Genomic DNA, 14,676 nt, shown 5'->3' with positions numbered 1-14,676 from the left:
CAACCGGCTGCGAGGCTGGGTCCATGACGCAGACGCAGGTGGAGCGCAGCCGTACCTTCTCCTGGTCGGATCCGGCCACCAACGCCGCCCTGATCGGCAAGACCAGTGGCCTCGCCCTGCTCCAGGCGATGATCGCCGGTGAACTGCCGCCGCCGCCCGTGATGCACCTGCTCGGCATGACCCGGCTGACCGCCGAGGAGGGCCGGGTCACCGTCGAGATGCCGCCGCGGGAATACCACTACAACCCGCTCGGCACCGTGCACGGCGGCGTGCTCGCGACACTGCTCGACACCGCCGCCGGCTGCGCGGTGCACACCACGCTGCCGGCCGGCGTCGGCTACACCTCGGTCGACCTGTCGGTGAAATACCTCCGGCCGGTCACCGTCGGCTCCGAGTTGCTGACCTGCGTCGGCACGGTGATCCAGCGCGGCCGCCGCACCGCGCTGGGCGAGGCGCGGCTGACCGACGCCGCGGGACGACTGGTCGCCCACGCGACGTCGACCTGCCTGCTCTTCGAGCTCCCGGCTAGTTGATCGTCGGATAGAGGTCGGCGGCCGGCGGCGCCCAGGTCGAAGCGTCAGCCTCGACCTGGTCGCCGGAGCGGATGTCCTTGACCGAGTCCGGCTGGCCCGGGAACCAGACGAACGGAATGCCCCGCCGCTCGGCGTAACGGATCTGCTTGCCGTATTTGGCGGCGGTCGGCGACACCTCCGTCGGGATGCCGCGCCTGCGCAGCGCCGCCGCGATGCCGTCGGCCGAGCGGCGGTGCTCCTCGTCGCCCAACGCCACCAGCACACAGGTCGGCACGTCGCGCGAGATCGCCAGCTTGTCGGCGCCGAACAGCAGGCCGAGCACCCTGGTCAGGCCGATCGAGATGCCCACGCCGGGGAACCGCTCGTTGCCCGAGGTGGCCAGGTTGTCGTAACGGCCACCCGAGCAGATCGACCCGAACCGCTCGAAACCGGCGAGCTGGGTCTCGTAGACCGTGCCCGTGTAGTAGTCGAGACCACGGGCGATCTTCAATTCGGCGACACACAGACCCGGCGCGTACGCCGCGGCCGTCTCGACCACCTCGACCAGCTCGGCAAGGCCCTCGTCGAGCAGCGGGTCGCTGACCCCGAGCGCACGCACGGCGTCGGCGAACGACGCGTCCGGCGACGAGATCTCGGCCAGCGCCAGCACGGCCTTGGCCTGTGCCTCGGTCGCGCCGGCCGTCTCCACCAGCAGCTCGGCGACCCGGCCCGGCCCGATCTTGTCGAGCTTGTCGACCGCCCGCAGCGCCGCCTCCGGGTCACCGAGGCCCAGGCCCCGGTAGTAGCCCTCGCAGACCTTGCGGTTGTTGACCTGGATGGTCACCGGCGGGATCGGCAACGAGCCGAGCGCGTCGCCGATCACCAGCGGCATCTCGGCCTCGTAGTGCGGCGGCAGCGTGTCACGGTCGACCACGTCGATGTCACATTGCACGAACTCGCGGTAGCGACCCTCCTGCGGCCGCTCGCCCCGCCACACCTTCTGAATCTGATAACGCCGGAACGGGAACTGGAGTTTGCCCGAGTTCTCCAGCACGTAACGAGCGAACGGCACCGTCAAATCGAAGTGCAGGCCCAGCGAGTCGTCAGCAGGAGACCCAGGATCCTCCTGCAGCCGGCGCAGGACGTAGACCTCTTTCGACGTCTCGCCCTTTCGCAGCAGTTGGTCAAGCGGCTCGACGGCGCGCGTCTCCAGCGGGGCGTACCCGTAGAGCTCGAAAACGCTCTTGATCTTGTCGAGGAACCGCTGCTCGATCATGCGTTGCGGCGGCGTCCACTCCGGAAAGCCGGAGATCGGCCGTGGCTTGCTCATCTTGGTCATAGCCCTCTGGTCGGGGCCGGTCGCATGGCTTCCAGCAGGTAAGGGTTGGTCGCGCGTTCCCGGCCGATCGTGGTCGCCGGGCCGTGGCCCGGCAGGACGATGGTGTCGTCGGCGAGCGGGAGGATCCGGTCACGAAGGCTGGCTGTCATCGCCGTCATGCTTCCCCCCGCCAGGTCGGTGCGCCCGATCGAGCCGGCGAAGAGCACGTCACCGGAGAGGCAGATCTCGTCTGCTTCCCAGCCCCGCGCGGTGCCGGCCGGCAGCCGGAAGAGCACCGACCCGCCGGTATGGCCGGGGGCGTGGTCGACGGTGATCTCGAGCCCGGCGATCACGATCGCCTCACCGTCGGTGAGCGGCGCGACGTCTTCGGGCTCGGTGTAGGTCAGCCGGCCGCCGAAGAGCTGCGCGGGATCCATGGACAGCGCCTTGGCCGGGTCGGCGAGCAGCTCGCGGTCGGCGGGGTGCACGTAGGCCGGGATGCCCTTGGCACCGCAGACCGGCGCGACGGAGAACGTGTGATCGAGGTGGCCGTGGGTGAGCAGCACCGCGGCGGGGGTCAGGCGGTGCTCGGCGAGGATCTCGTCGAGCCGCTTCTCGATCCCGATGCCCGGGTCGACGATCACGCACTGCTCGCCCGGCGCCGCGGCCACCACGTAACAGTTGGTGCCGAAGATGTCGGACGGGAAACCCGTGATCAGCACAGTCGTCCCTTTCTGGTCGCTCTGGCCAGCCTAGCGGGCGGCGCACGTCGATTACCCGCAGGCACGCACCCTTGGTAATCACGATCTCCGATCGCTCAAAGCGCAGGACCTCTCACCATGCTCCCAGCGATTGCCCGTATGCTCTCCCGGAAGTTTGTGGCGCGAGGCACACCCGAAAGAGGAGCACCGGTGGCATCCAGCAGGGATCGGCAGCGCAAGCTCGCGCGTGCCAAGCTCGACCGGCAGTTGGCCCGCCGGGCGGCCGTCCTGCGGCGGAAGCGCCGGATCCAGGCCGGGTTCGGTGGCGCGCTCGCCCTGATCCTGATCGGGGTCGGCGCCTTCTGGGCGCTCGGCGGTTTCGACAAGGAGCCGGTCAACACCGCGAGCGACGTCTGCGTGTGGACACCGCAGGAGCCGGGCGTCAACGTCAACGCGAAAGACGTCGGCCAGCCGTCGACGACCGACGTGCCGACCTTCGGCACCCGTGACATGAACCTCACCACCAACGAGGGCGCGATCACCGTCAAGCTCGAGCTGGCCAGCGCCCCGTGCGGCGGTGCCAGCCTGGCCTACCTCGCGGGCAAGAACTTCTACGACGGCACCAAGTGCCACGAGATCATCCCCGAGGGCGCGGTGCACTGCGGCGACCCGAGCGGCACCAACCTGGGCGGGCCGACCTACACGTTCGCCAACGAGAACGTGCCCGCGGCGGCGCCGACCCCGTCGCCGTCGGCCTCACCGGCACCCGGCACGCCGCCCACCTACCCAGCCGGCACCGTCGCGCTCTTCCCCAACCCGCCGGGCGCCAACGGCAGCCAGTTCCTGATCTTCTTCAAGGACTTCACGCCGGGCGGCGAGCCGACGTACCCCATCGTTGGTTCGGTCAGTAAGGGCATGGACGTGGTCCAGAAGATCGGCCAGATCGGCACCGTCAACAACGACGACGGCCTGCCGGTCAAGCCGAAGACCGACATCACCATCCAGACCCTGACCGTCGGCGCCGTGGTGAGCGAGCAGCCCAGCGACGCGCCGACCACCAGCCCATCCGCGACGGCGACCCCGTCCGGCGCGCCGTCCGGGACACCGACGAACGCGAGCTAGGGTCACCTCGAAACGCCCAGGAGTCGAAGCAGGAGGAGAGTCCCGTGACGTCCACGAGAGAGCGGCAGCGCGCGGCGGCGCGGGCCCGACTCGCGAAGGAGATGGCCGACCGGCAGACGGTCGCGCACAAGCGCCGTCAGCGGCAGGCGTTCATCGGCGCCGGCGTGGCCCTGCTGATCGTCGCCGGTGGCGTGATCTGGCTGGTCAGCAGCCTGGGCGGCGACGACAAGAGCACGGCGGCCAGCGACCCGTCGGCGGCACCGATCAGCTGTGCCTGGACCGAGGTCCCGGCCGACCAGCGCACGCCGACCACCAAGGACGTCGGTGTCCCACCGACCACCACGCCGCCGACCAGCGGCAACCAGGTGATGACGGTCGACACCAGCTTCGGCCCGGTCGAGGTCACCATGAACCTGGCCAAGTCGCCCTGCACCGCCGAGGCGTTCAGCTTCCTGGCCAGCAAGAACTTCTGGGACGGCACCAAGTGCCACCGGATGTTCCCCGGCATGCTCCAGTGCGGCGACCCGTCGGCGAAGGGCAAGGGCTACCGCGACACCGACGGCACGGGCGGCCCGAGCTTCCGCTACGCCAACGAGAACCTGCCGGTCGACGACCGGCCGGCCTACCCGGAGGGCGTCGTCGCGCTGGCCAACAGCGGCCCCGACACCAACGGCTCGCAGTTCTTCTTCATCTACCAGGATGTCGAGCTGTCGCCCGACTACACGGTGCTCGGCAAGGTCACCAAGGGCCTCGAAAACATCAAGAAGGCCACCGAGGCCGGCCACGACGGCGCGTTCGACCCGTCGCCGGGCGGCGGCCACCCCAAGAGCGACATCGAGATCAAGACGATCAAGGTAGCCGCACCGGCCGCCTGACCTGATCCACGCACAGCGCCGCCCCGGGGTCTCCCGGGGCGGCGCTTTCGCTCAGAGCGCCGCGACCGACGCGGGCGCGCGCTCCTTCCGGGCCAGGGCCCGCACCACGGCCGTCGGCCCATGCCGCCAGGTCGCGAGCCGGGCCAACAGGACCACGGTCGCGTCGGTGGCCGCCGGCGGCAGGTCGGGCGTCGGCAGATCAAGGCTGACGGCCAGATCATCGACGTGTACGACCAGCTCCAGCACCCGGGTCAGCAGGAAGTCGTCGACCGTCAGCCCCCAGTCGCCGAGGTCGACGAGCCGGTCGGCGGGCTGCGCCGGCACGCTCTCCCGCAACGCCACCAGCGCTTCGTCGACCAGGTCGGCCAGTGCGGCAGCGGTGGTCTCCCGTGCGGCGGTCTCGCTGCGCCGGCGGATGCCGACGTTGTCCTCCGCGTCGATGGGGGACGTGGTCCAGGTGTTGCCGGTGAAATGGGCCAGCAACGGGATGGCGGCGGTGCCCGGCTCCGCGGCCAGGAAGGTCACCGTGTGCGTGACCTGGTTGGCCAGGTGCCGGGCGAGACCGCCGGTGGTGAAGTCAGGGAGGGCGCTCGGCGCTGACCAACGCTCGGCCAACACCGGCGCGCGCAGCAGCGTGGCCGCCGTCGCGGCGGAGTCCAGGAAGGCAGCTCTGATCACCGGTCGACAGTAGACGGGCGCGAGCCGCGCGTGTGGGTCAGTCGGACTTGCGCACCAGCAGGTAGACGTGGATGCGGCGGTGGTGGGTCGGCTCGGTGACGGCGAACAGCCGCTTCAGGGCCTGGGCCTTCTCCACCGGCATCTCGCTCCACGGGTCCTGGCTGTAGCTGGTGCTCACCAGCCAGAGCCGCTCCCGTTTGGCAACGCAGGTGCTGGTGATCGGGCACTCGCGTACGCCGAAGTCGCCGAGTTGCTCCGACGGCACCGATACCAGCACGTCGTCCGGGCGCGGCACGTCGCGCATCTCGTACGCCATGCCCAGTCGCGGCGGCCGGGTGGTCCCGGCGTAGACGATGCCGTCGCCGGGCGCCAGCTTGGCGCTGACCACGGCCGCGGCCGCGTGGTAGTCGGGCTCGCCGGGTTCCAGGTCCTGGCGGATCTGCTCGTGTGCCGGGAGTGCCAACAGCACGGCCACCGGCACCAGCACCGCCCCGACCAGGAGCTGCGGCCAGGACCGCACGGTGATCAGCCGGATCAGGCCGGACGTCGCGCCCGCGCAGAGCAGTGCCCACGCGGGCAGCGTGAACAGCAGGTACCGGAACAGGAACAGGTGCAGCAGCGGGAACGTCAGGTAGGTGAGCAGCGGCGGCACCAGGGCCCAGGCGAGCAGCCCGAGCAGCACGGTTCGCCGGCGGGCGAGCGGCAGCGTGATCGCGGCCACCAGCGCCATGCCCCCGAACGCCGCCGCGACCGCGTACGAGCCGAAGAGCTGGCGCGGCAACTGCTTCACCGTGTCCAGGTCTGCCTTGATCCAGTCGATCGCGAACGACTGGCCCTTAGCGGCATAGGCGAGCGGCATCACCAGCGCGGCGATCAAGGCGAGGGCGCCGAGCGCCTTCCACAGCCGCACGTCGCGCTCCGAACGCCGGTAACGCGACCAGCCGAGCACCGCGTGCGCCGCGAGCACGAGGATCGCCACCACGTGGAAGTAGGCGGTCAGGCCCAGCACGAACCCGTAGAGCAGCCACCACCGCCAGCGCGGCCGGTCGAGCGCGACCAGGAACAGCCACGTCGCCACCGCCGCGCCGGCGATCGCGAACGCGTAGGGGCGGGCCTCCTGCGCGTAGCGGCTCACCGCGGGCAGCACCGCGAACAGCGCACCCGCGACAATGCCGGTCGGCGCGTCGAACAGCCGTTGCCCGATCAGCCCGGTGGCGCCGGCGGCGACCGCCATCGCCAGCACGGACGGCAGCCGCAGCGCGGTCGGGCCGTCGCCGAACAGCCCGATCCAGCCGTGCATGACCGTGTAGTAGAGCGCCACGACCCGGTCGATGTTGCCCAGCAGCGTGCCGAGGTCGCCCCACGACAGCGTCGCCGCGTGCCAGGTGGCGTGCTCGTCGTTCCAGAGTTGCCGGTTGCCGACACCCCGCCAGGCGACCGGGAACGCGATCGCGACCGGCAGCACGAACACCAGGAGCTGGGTCCACCAGGGCAGCCGCGGTGGCTGCCGCACCGCCGCGGTCGGCTCGTCGGGCGGTGGCGGCGCGTCCGCGATCCGGGGCAGCAGCGTGGTGCCGGTCGGGGTGAAGCGCATGATCTGGGTCTGGTCGTCGGACCGCACGCCGCGCTTGAGCACCAGGGTCGGCGGCTCGTCGCCGCGGTCGGCCGACCGCCGCCGCGCTGTCTTCTGGTCCACCATCAGCAGGCGACACCCGACTTGGCCAGGCCGGAGCGGAACGCGGCGAGGTTGCCGTCGGTGTCGTCGAAACTCCACTGGCCGTCGCGGTTGACCTGGTTCCAGATGAAGCCCGCGATCCGCGGGTTGCTCTTCAGCCAGGGACCGAACGCCTTGAGCCAACCGCGCTTCTCCGGGCCGGGCTGGACACCGACCTCGGTCAGCACGATGGGCTTGTCGGTCAGCGCGTACATCAGTTCGAGGGTGTCCTTGTAGGTCCTGGTCGGGTCGCTCTCGCGGACGCCGTAGCCGGTCAGCCCGACCACGTCGACATAGTCCTCGCCGGGCCAGAACTCCTTGAGCGTGCGGCTGTCGGCGCCGCGGATGATGTTGGGCGACCAGACCCACAGCGCGTTGGTCGCGCCCATGTCGCGAAACAGGCCGACGACGTGCTTCCAGGCCTTGACGTACTCGCCCTTGCGGTTGCCGTTCGTGCTACCCCACGGATACCAGTGGCCGTTCATCTCGTGCGCGAAACGGACCAGGATCGGCTTCTGGTACGCGACGACAGCGCGCGCGATCGCGGCGTATTTCTCGTCCCAGCTGCCGTCGATCGTGCGCGCGAGCCGCCAGTCGGGTTGCTCCTCGCCGCCGGCGGTGCTCCACGGCTCGACCGACAGCAGCGGGGTGCCGGGCACCTCGGCCAGCGTCTTCGCGGAGATGCCGTCCTCGACCGACGCGAACACCTTGATCAGCTCGGGCCGGCAGTCGGTCGCCTTCTCGATCGCGTCGACCGCCTTCTTTGTGCGCTCGGGCAGCATCACGCCGAAGAGCGGGCGGTCGCCGAGGACGTCGCCGACCTTGGCCACGACGGGCTTGTCCGGCGGCGCCGACGACGCCGGTGCGCCGGCGGCGGGTTGGCCCGTGCCGGCGCCGGGACCGGGCGTCGTGCTTCCGCAGGCGGTCAGGGCCAGTCCGGCGGCCAGGGTGATCGCCGCGGTCAGGGTTCCGGCCTTCACCGGGCACGCTCCAGATGGTGTGGCGGATCGGGCTGGTGCGGGCCCGGATAGGCGACAGCGTCGTGCGGCGACCGCCGCACCGGCGGACGCGGCGCGGGACCGTACGGGCCCGGCGCGTGACCGACCGGCGGCGGCCCGCCATGGTGCGCCTGGACGGGGTGCGGGTGGTTGTGCCGCGGGTGGCGCTGGTCCGGGTGGGTGGACCAGGCCGGCGGCGGTGCGTCCCACCCCACCTGACGCTGCGCCGCCGCCGAACGCGTCGCACTCCAGGCCCGCTCGGCCGCCGCCACGGCCGGCCCGCGATCGGTCACCTCGAGGGGCGGGGTGCTGGGGCGGATGCCGTACGACGGCAGCAACAACGGCGCGACCATGTAGAGCTGCACGGCGGCGAGCAACGCGGTGGCCCAGAGGGTGCCGATGCCGTATTCGGGGAGCCGCAGCGCCAGGCCCGACCACAGCAGCACCTGCACGACGATCACCCAGGTCCGCAGCAGCCGGGAGACCCGTTCGGGCGCGCCCTTCTTCTTGGTCTTCGCCGCCTTGGTCACGGCGCCGGTGGGCACCCACTCCTGCACCTTGGCGCGGAGCGCGTCGCCGATCGCGATCACGTGACAGCCCGAGTTGATCATGCAGAGCCGGAAGATCTCGGGACGCCAGCCGCGGGCCATCATGGGGAAGATCAGCAGGGTGGCCAGCAACGCCGGAAGCATCGGCAGGTAGTTGTGCGGCAGCACCTTGTCCGGGAAGAACCAGAGCATGGTCAGCGTCGGGAACGGCGCGGTGAGCAGCAGGCCGGCCGAGGCCATGTAGTAGAGGAACGCCGCCCAGAACGCCATCCGCTGCTGCCAGTTGAACTTGGCGTCGCGGAAGTGCTTCTCGGTCATCAGCAGCATCGACGACCGGCACCAGCGCTGCTGCTGGTTGGTGATGGCGCCCCAGGTGTCCGGCGCGACCCCCTTGGCCAGGGCGAGCGGCAGGTAGCGGGTCTCCCAGCCACCGGTCCACAGCTTCACGCCGGAGTTGACGTCTTCACCGAGCGGCACCCGGGCGAACCCGCCCACCGACTCGACGGCGTCGCGGCGGTAGACCACATTGGTGCCGGCGCAGATCGCCGCCCGCCACACGTCGCGGGCGGGCTGGATCCAGCGGAAGAAGACCTCCTGGAGGCTGCCGGCGCCGCGCTGGACGTAGTTCATCCACGGTGAGATGTCGAAGTACTGCGCCGTCTGCACGATGCCGGTCCGCGGGTAGGCCTGCATGTAGGGCACGGTCTCCTTGAGGAAGTCCGGCCGCGGCGCGAAGTCGGCGTCGAACACCACACCGAACCGGCCCATCGACAACTCGAAGGCGTTGATCATGTTGCCGGCCTTCTTCAGCCAGCCCCGCTCCCCCTCGCGCGGCTCCCGCCCGGGCACCGCATCGCGCCGCCGGACGTAGACGAAGCCGAACTCCAGCGCCATCTCCTCGACCTCGCGGCGCGGGTCACCGTCGTCGAGCAGGTAGCGCATGACCGGGGCGTGCCACTCGAGGGCGGCGACGGTGCGGCAGGTGTTGCGCAGCACCGGAATCGGCTCGCCGCAGATCGGCACCCAGATGTCGACGGTGTCGGCCGGGTCGGGCCGGTAGCGGCGAAGCACCTCCTGGTGCTGTTCGAGGGTGAGCCGCGGCCGGTGGCTGCGCAGCCAGAAGTTGACCAGCACCGGCATGACCATGATGGGCAGCACCAACAACGCCGGCGTGGTCAGCGGCGACTTGACCGCGACCATCACGTAGCCGTAGAGGATGCCGAGCGCGGAGACGAAGATCCAGGCGAAGATCCACGGCTTCGGCTTCTGGAAGTAGCTGTACTTCTCCTCGTCGGAGGGCGGCGCGGGAACGTAGATCGGAGCCTCGTCCGACTCGACCGGTGCATGCTGACGCCTGCCCACGCCCACCACTTCCTCCTTGGCCTGACCAGCGGTCAGCACCAGCCCCCGTAGGCTGGACGCGCTCAACGGCCGAGGAGTGCGTGCGGCGGCATCCCGGCGAGCCATGATCGCAACATGCCGTCGGCGAGCGCCTCAAGCGCGGGCCGGGCGAGAAACATCACCCCTGGTCAGGCCGGTCGAGGTATTGGCGATGGCCGAATAGTCAGCGAAGTTCGCCGGCTGGTCTTGATCTTGGTCACCGGTCGGTGGGCTCCGGCGCCGCCAATTGCCGGAATCGCGGAGGTTCATGCCCGTCATTGCGGTGCCACCGAAATACTGCACCCAGACAAGCATTGACCTGGGGAAACTACCGATCGCGATGCAATAATTTACCTGAATTCAACGGCGCGGCCGCGAAAGCGCCGCGCCGCCCGGCTGTCGGCCGGGCGGCGCGGCGCTCGTGCACTCGTCAACCGGCCTCAGTAGATCGACGCCAGCCAGTTGGTCCAGCTCCGCTCGGCCTCGGCCTGGTCGACGTCGGCGAAGACGTGGTGGCCCGTCATGATCATCTCGCCGCCGACGAACCGGAGCAGCGCGTTGTCGGTGCGCACGCCCAGGAACCCGGGCACCACCGCGGTGTCGACCACGCCCTCGACCTGCTGGCCGTCGACGGTGAGGCGCACCGCGTCGCCCTCCTGGAAGTCTTTGTCGAGCCCGGTCGCCCGGGTCAGCGCCGCCCACGCCGTGTCGAGGTCGGCCTGCTGCGGCCCGAACGCGGCTACCGGCACCGCGTGCCGGCCGGCGAAGTGCTCCAGATATTGCGCGAGGGTGCGCAGGTAGAGCGGGTTGCCCTGGCGCAGCGCGTCGTATTGCTCCTCCCAGTCGGCGCCGAGGATGCCGCTGTGCACCAGCCGCAGGGCGGTCGAGCCACCGTCGCGCCCCTCGATCAGATATTCGAAGGCCATGAACGTGCCGTCTTCGGCGGCCTGGCCGCGGTAGGCGAAGTGCCGACCCGGCTCCCACGCGGTGACCGTCGCCTGCGCGGTGAAGCCCGGCAGCTCCATCGAGGTGGCGCCGCCCTCCCCCGGCTCGACCGTGTTGCGTCCCATGAACCAGGAGTCGATGCCCGGCCCAGTGGCGATGGCGTCCCACACCTGCTCGGGGCTGGCCGGCAGGTCGATGTCGTGGACCAGCTCGAACTCGTGCGTCTCGGACATGTCAGGACTCCTTCGTCTCACTGATTTTCGGGTGGATGGCGACGATGACCCGGTGGTCGCGCCCACCGGGCGCCTGCTCGTCGTGGTAGCGGCCGACCAGCGCGGCGACCGCCGCGGTCAGCTCCTGAGTGAAAGCGGCCCGATCGGCCGCGGACGCGAACCGCACCGTGCCGTCGAGCGCGAACGTGGCCACCGGCTTCCCGGCCCGGGCGGCGCCGGTGATGAGCTGCCCGGTCTCCTGCACCAGCCGCGCCGCGAGGGCGAGCAGCCAGCGGGCGGAAAGCCGGTCGGGCGCCCGGTCAGGATTGGGCCGCACGGCGGAGAGGGCGATCGGCGAGATCACGAACGAGGCGGCGGTCGCCCGCATGACCCGCTCCGTCACGTTGCCCTTGCGCCGCTCTTCGACGAGCTCGACCAGCCCGTGCGTCTCGAGCGTCTTCAAGTGGTAGTTGACCTTCTGCCGCGGCAACCCGACGACCGCCGCCAGGCTGGTGGCCGAGTGCGGCTCGGCGAGCAGCCCCAACAGCCGCGCCCGGATCGGATCGAGCGCGACCTCGGCCGCCCCCGCCTCCTCAATGACTCCCACCTCGATCATGTCCCCAACGCTATCTTCCGACAACTCTTCCCGTCAAGACAAAAAACATTGTCGGCGTCGAGGACAAAGAAAACCGGGCCCCGTAGGACCCGGTTTCCGTAAGAGCGCTACGCCCCCGAGGTCACCCGGTAGGCGTCGAAGACGCCGTCGACCTTGCGTACGGCGGCCAGCAGGTGGCCGAGGTGCTTGGGGTCGGCCATCTCGAAGCTGAACCGGCTCACCGCCACCCGGTCGCGGGTCGTGGTCACCGTCGCCGAGAGGATGTTGACCCGCTCGTCGGAGAGCACCCGGGTCACGTCGGCCAGCAGCTTGTGCCGGTCGAGGGCCTCGACCTGGATGGCCACCAGGAACGTCGACGCCGAGGTCAGCTTCCAGCTCACCTCGAGCACCCGCTCGGGCTGGGCCTTCAGGTCTTCGGCGTTGGCGCAGTCTTCGCGGTGCACCGAGACGCCGCCGGAGCGGGTCACGAAGCCGAAGACCGAGTCCGGTGGCACCGGCGTGCAACAGCGGGCCAGCTTGATCCAGACGTCACTGACGCCCTTGACGACCACACCCGGGTCGTGACCGGCAGTCCGCGACCGCGGCGGACGGGTCGCGACGGCGGTCTCGGCCAGGTCTTCGGCCGCGCCTTCCTCACCGCCGTAGGACGCCATCAGGCGCTGCACCACCGACTGCGCCGACACCTGGTTGTCGCCGACCGCCGCGTAGAGCGAGGCGACATCGGCCAGGTGCAGGTCGCGGGCGATGGTCATCAGGTTGTCGGAGGTCAGCATGCGCTGCAGCGGCACACCCTGCTTGCGCATCGCCTTGACGATCGCGTCCTTGCCGGCCTCGATCGCCTCTTCGCGACGTTCCTTGTTGAAGTATTGGCGGATCTTCGTGCGGGCCCGCGGCGACTTGACGAAGCCGAGCCAGTCTTGCGTCGGGCCGGCCGTGTCGGACTTCGACGTGAAGATCTCGATCACGTCGCCGTTGGACAGCGTCGACTCCAGCGGCACCAACTTGCCGTTGACCCGCGCGCCGATGCACTTGTGCCCGACCTCGGTGTGCACCGCGTAGGCGAAGTCGACCGGCGTCGAACCCGTCGGCAGCGGTATCACGTCGCCCTTGGGCGTGAAGACGTAGACCTCCTGGCTGGAGAGGTCGAACCGGAGCGCGTCGAGGAACTCGCTCGGGTCGCTGGCCTCCCGCTGCCAGTCGAGCAGCTGCCGCAGCCAGGTCATCTCGTCGATGTGGGCCGGCGGGCCGACGATCGTCGCGCCCTTCTGCTCCTTGTATTTCCAGTGCGCCGCGATGCCGAACTCCGCCGTGCGGTGCATCGCGTAGGTCCGGATCTGCATCTCGACGGGCTTGCCGGTCGGACCGATCACCGTCGTGTGCAGCGACTGGTACATGTTGAACTTCGGCATCGCGATGTAGTCCTTGAACCGGCCCGGCACGGGCTGCCAGTTCGCGTGGATCACACCGAGCGCCGCGTAGCAGTCGCGAACGGTCTCGACCAGGATGCGTACGCCAACAAGATCGTATATGTCGTTGAAGTCACGACCGCGCACGATCATCTTCTGATAGATCGAGTAGAGGTGCTTCGGCCGTCCGGTGGTCTCCGCCTTGATCTTCGCGGACCGCAGGTCGGTGTGCACCTTCTGGGTCACCTGGCGCAGCAACGCCTCACGCTGCGGCTGGTGCTCGCCGATCAGCCGGTTGATCTCCTCGAACCGCTTCGGGAACAGCGTGCCGAACGCCAGGTCCTCGAGCTCCCACTTGATCGTGTTCATACCGAGGCGGTGTGCCAACGGCGCGAGGATCTCGAGCGTCTCCTTGGCCTTCTGCTCCTGCTTGGGCCGCGGGAGGAAGGTCAGCGTGCGCATGTTGTGCAGCCGGTCGGCCAGCTTGATCACCAGAACGCGCGGGTCCTTGGCCATCGCGACGACCATCTTGCGGATCGTCTCGGCCTTGGCCGCGTCGCCGAGCTTGACCTTGTCGAGCTTGGTGACGCCGTCGACGAGGAGCGCGACCTCGCCACCGAAGTCGGTGCGCATCGACTCGAGCGTGTAGTCGGTGTCTTCGATCGTGTCGTGCAGCAACGCCGCGACCAGCGTGGTCGTGTCCATCCCGAGGTTGGCCAGGATGGTCGCGACCGCGAGCGGGTGCGTGATGTAGGGATCGCCCGACTTGCGGTATTGCCCCGAGTGCCACTGCGCGGCAGTGTCAAACGCCCGCTGCAACAGCCGGGCGTCGGCCTTGGGGTGGCTCGCTCGGTGCGTCGCGATCAGCGGCTCGAGCACCTCACTGACCTGCGGCGCCTGCCACGGAGCGTTGAACCGCGCCAGCCGCGCCCGAACCCGCCGCCCGGTCGGCGTGCCAGCCAGGCCAAAGCCCGACCCGGTCTCGCTGGCCGGATCGCGCGTGGTCGCGCCCCGCTCCCGGAACGGCACGACAACGCCATCGTCCTCGTCGTCCTGCACCTCGTGCGGCGCCCGCCCATTGGCCGGCCACTCAACGGTCGACTCACTGTCTTCGACCGTCCCGGCACGATCAACATCCGGCGGGGATACGGCCTGGCCCGCGCGCCCAGCAACCTCGGCCGCACTCGAGCCCGGCGCCGCCGGAGTGATCCGCCCAGCCCCAGCCCCACCCGCGCCCGTGTCGTCAGCCTCATCGGCGCCGGTCGAGGGGGCAGACTCGGTCGTCGCGGACCCGCTGCCCTCGGATTCGGAGGTGGTCGTCGCGGACCCACCGCCGGCCGAGCCAGAGTCGCTCGCCGGGCCGGAGGTCGTCGCTGCGGACCGACTGCTCGCCGAGCCGGAGGTGGTCGCGGACCCGCCGCCCGGCGAGCCAGAGGTCGTCGCCGCGGACCCGCTGCCCGCCGAGTCGGAACTAGTCGGAGCCGGCGCGGACGCGCCGCCGCCGGAGCGAGTCTTCGTGGCCCCGCCGGAAGGAGAGCTGGATCCGTCTGAGGCCGTCGGCGCCGAGCCGGACCCGCCAGAAGCAGGTGCGGCCGCGCCGGCAGTGGCCGGAGCGGACTTGGCGCTCGAGGACTTGGACCTGGTGGTGGAT

Annotated in this window: 12 protein-coding genes; 3 read left to right on the top strand and 9 right to left on the bottom strand. The window is 70.2% G+C overall.

The window, feature by feature from the left end; genetic code table 11:
* The first annotated feature begins 23 nt into the window (after positions 1–23).
* Positions 24–533, top strand: a complete 510-nt coding sequence (locus tag DFJ67_RS23370) for a PaaI family thioesterase (protein WP_116069957.1) — start codon at positions 24–26, stop codon at positions 531–533.
* Here the strand turns inward: DFJ67_RS23370 and hisS are convergent.
* Both hisS and DFJ67_RS23360 read right to left on the bottom strand, forming a co-directional pair.
* A complete protein-coding gene (hisS, locus tag DFJ67_RS23365; protein WP_116076582.1) occupies positions 526–1,842 on the bottom strand; it encodes a histidine--tRNA ligase in 1,317 nt (438 codons plus the stop codon). The genes DFJ67_RS23370 and hisS overlap by 8 nt on opposite strands.
* A 5-nt stretch (positions 1,843–1,847) precedes the next feature.
* Positions 1,848–2,552, bottom strand: a complete 705-nt coding sequence (locus DFJ67_RS23360; protein WP_116069956.1) for an MBL fold metallo-hydrolase — start codon at positions 2,550–2,552, stop codon at positions 1,848–1,850.
* 189 nt (positions 2,553–2,741) lie between these two features.
* Between DFJ67_RS23360 and DFJ67_RS23355 the strand changes: the two genes are divergently transcribed.
* Together DFJ67_RS23355 and DFJ67_RS23350 are read left to right on the top strand one after the other, a co-directional pair.
* Positions 2,742–3,653, top strand: a complete 912-nt coding sequence (locus DFJ67_RS23355; protein ID WP_116069955.1) for a peptidylprolyl isomerase — start codon at positions 2,742–2,744, stop codon at positions 3,651–3,653.
* 44 nt (positions 3,654–3,697) lie between these two features.
* A complete protein-coding gene (locus tag DFJ67_RS23350) occupies positions 3,698–4,528 on the top strand; it encodes a peptidylprolyl isomerase (RefSeq protein WP_116069954.1) in 831 nt (276 codons plus the stop codon).
* Positions 4,529–4,579: 51 nt separating this feature from the next.
* Here the strand turns inward: DFJ67_RS23350 and DFJ67_RS23345 are convergent, their stop codons facing one another.
* From DFJ67_RS23345 to DFJ67_RS23315, 7 genes are all read right to left on the bottom strand, one after another.
* Positions 4,580–5,206, bottom strand: a complete 627-nt coding sequence (locus DFJ67_RS23345; protein ID WP_116069953.1) for a maleylpyruvate isomerase N-terminal domain-containing protein — start codon at positions 5,204–5,206, stop codon at positions 4,580–4,582.
* 37 nt (positions 5,207–5,243) lie between these two features.
* Positions 5,244–6,902 carry a glycosyltransferase family 39 protein gene (locus tag DFJ67_RS23340; protein ID WP_170215939.1) on the bottom strand — a complete coding sequence of 553 codons (1,659 nt, stop codon included), beginning with the start codon at positions 6,900–6,902 and terminating at the stop codon, positions 5,244–5,246.
* A 2-nt stretch (positions 6,903–6,904) separates the two neighbouring features.
* Positions 6,905–7,900 (bottom strand): glycoside hydrolase family 26 protein, encoded by a 996-nt coding sequence (locus DFJ67_RS23335; protein WP_116069951.1) that lies wholly within the window; start codon positions 7,898–7,900, stop codon positions 6,905–6,907.
* On the bottom strand, positions 7,897–9,867 hold the full coding sequence (locus DFJ67_RS23330) for a glycosyltransferase family 2 protein (protein ID WP_170215938.1): 1,971 nt from the start codon (positions 9,865–9,867) through the stop codon (positions 7,897–7,899). The genes DFJ67_RS23335 and DFJ67_RS23330 overlap by 4 nt, the downstream gene beginning before the upstream one ends.
* A 419-nt stretch (positions 9,868–10,286) precedes the next feature.
* Positions 10,287–11,024, bottom strand: a complete 738-nt coding sequence (locus DFJ67_RS23325; protein WP_116069949.1) for an SRPBCC family protein — start codon at positions 11,022–11,024, stop codon at positions 10,287–10,289.
* A gap of 1 nt (position 11,025) precedes the next feature.
* Entirely contained in the window at positions 11,026–11,619 is a 594-nt protein-coding gene (locus tag DFJ67_RS23320; protein WP_116069948.1) for an ArsR/SmtB family transcription factor, read from the bottom strand.
* A 107-nt stretch (positions 11,620–11,726) separates the two neighbouring features.
* Positions 11,727–14,234 (bottom strand): RelA/SpoT family protein, encoded by a 2,508-nt coding sequence (locus DFJ67_RS23315; RefSeq protein ID WP_409362991.1) that lies wholly within the window; start codon positions 14,232–14,234, stop codon positions 11,727–11,729.
* Positions 14,235–14,676 lie beyond the last annotated feature (442 nt).

This window comes from Asanoa ferruginea, assembly GCF_003387075.1.
GTDB classification, from domain to species: Bacteria; Actinomycetota; Actinomycetes; order Mycobacteriales; family Micromonosporaceae; genus Asanoa; species Asanoa ferruginea.
The sequence above is the reverse complement of the archived record's forward strand: the minus strand, read 5'-3'. Positions and strand labels throughout refer to the sequence as shown.

What these genes read in the sequence shown, in the direction of transcription:
- DFJ67_RS23325 (WP_116069949.1), bottom strand. Translation starts at nt 11,024, where the DNA reads ATGTCCGAGACGCACGAGTTCGAGCTGGTCCACGACATCGACCTGCCG.
- DFJ67_RS23370 (WP_116069957.1), top strand. Translation starts at nt 24, where the DNA reads ATGACGCAGACGCAGGTGGAGCGCAGCCGTACCTTCTCCTGGTCGGAT.
- DFJ67_RS23320 (WP_116069948.1), bottom strand. Translation starts at nt 11,619, where the DNA reads ATGATCGAGGTGGGAGTCATTGAGGAGGCGGGGGCGGCCGAGGTCGCG.
- hisS (WP_116076582.1), bottom strand. Translation starts at nt 1,842, where the DNA reads ATGAGCAAGCCACGGCCGATCTCCGGCTTTCCGGAGTGGACGCCGCCG.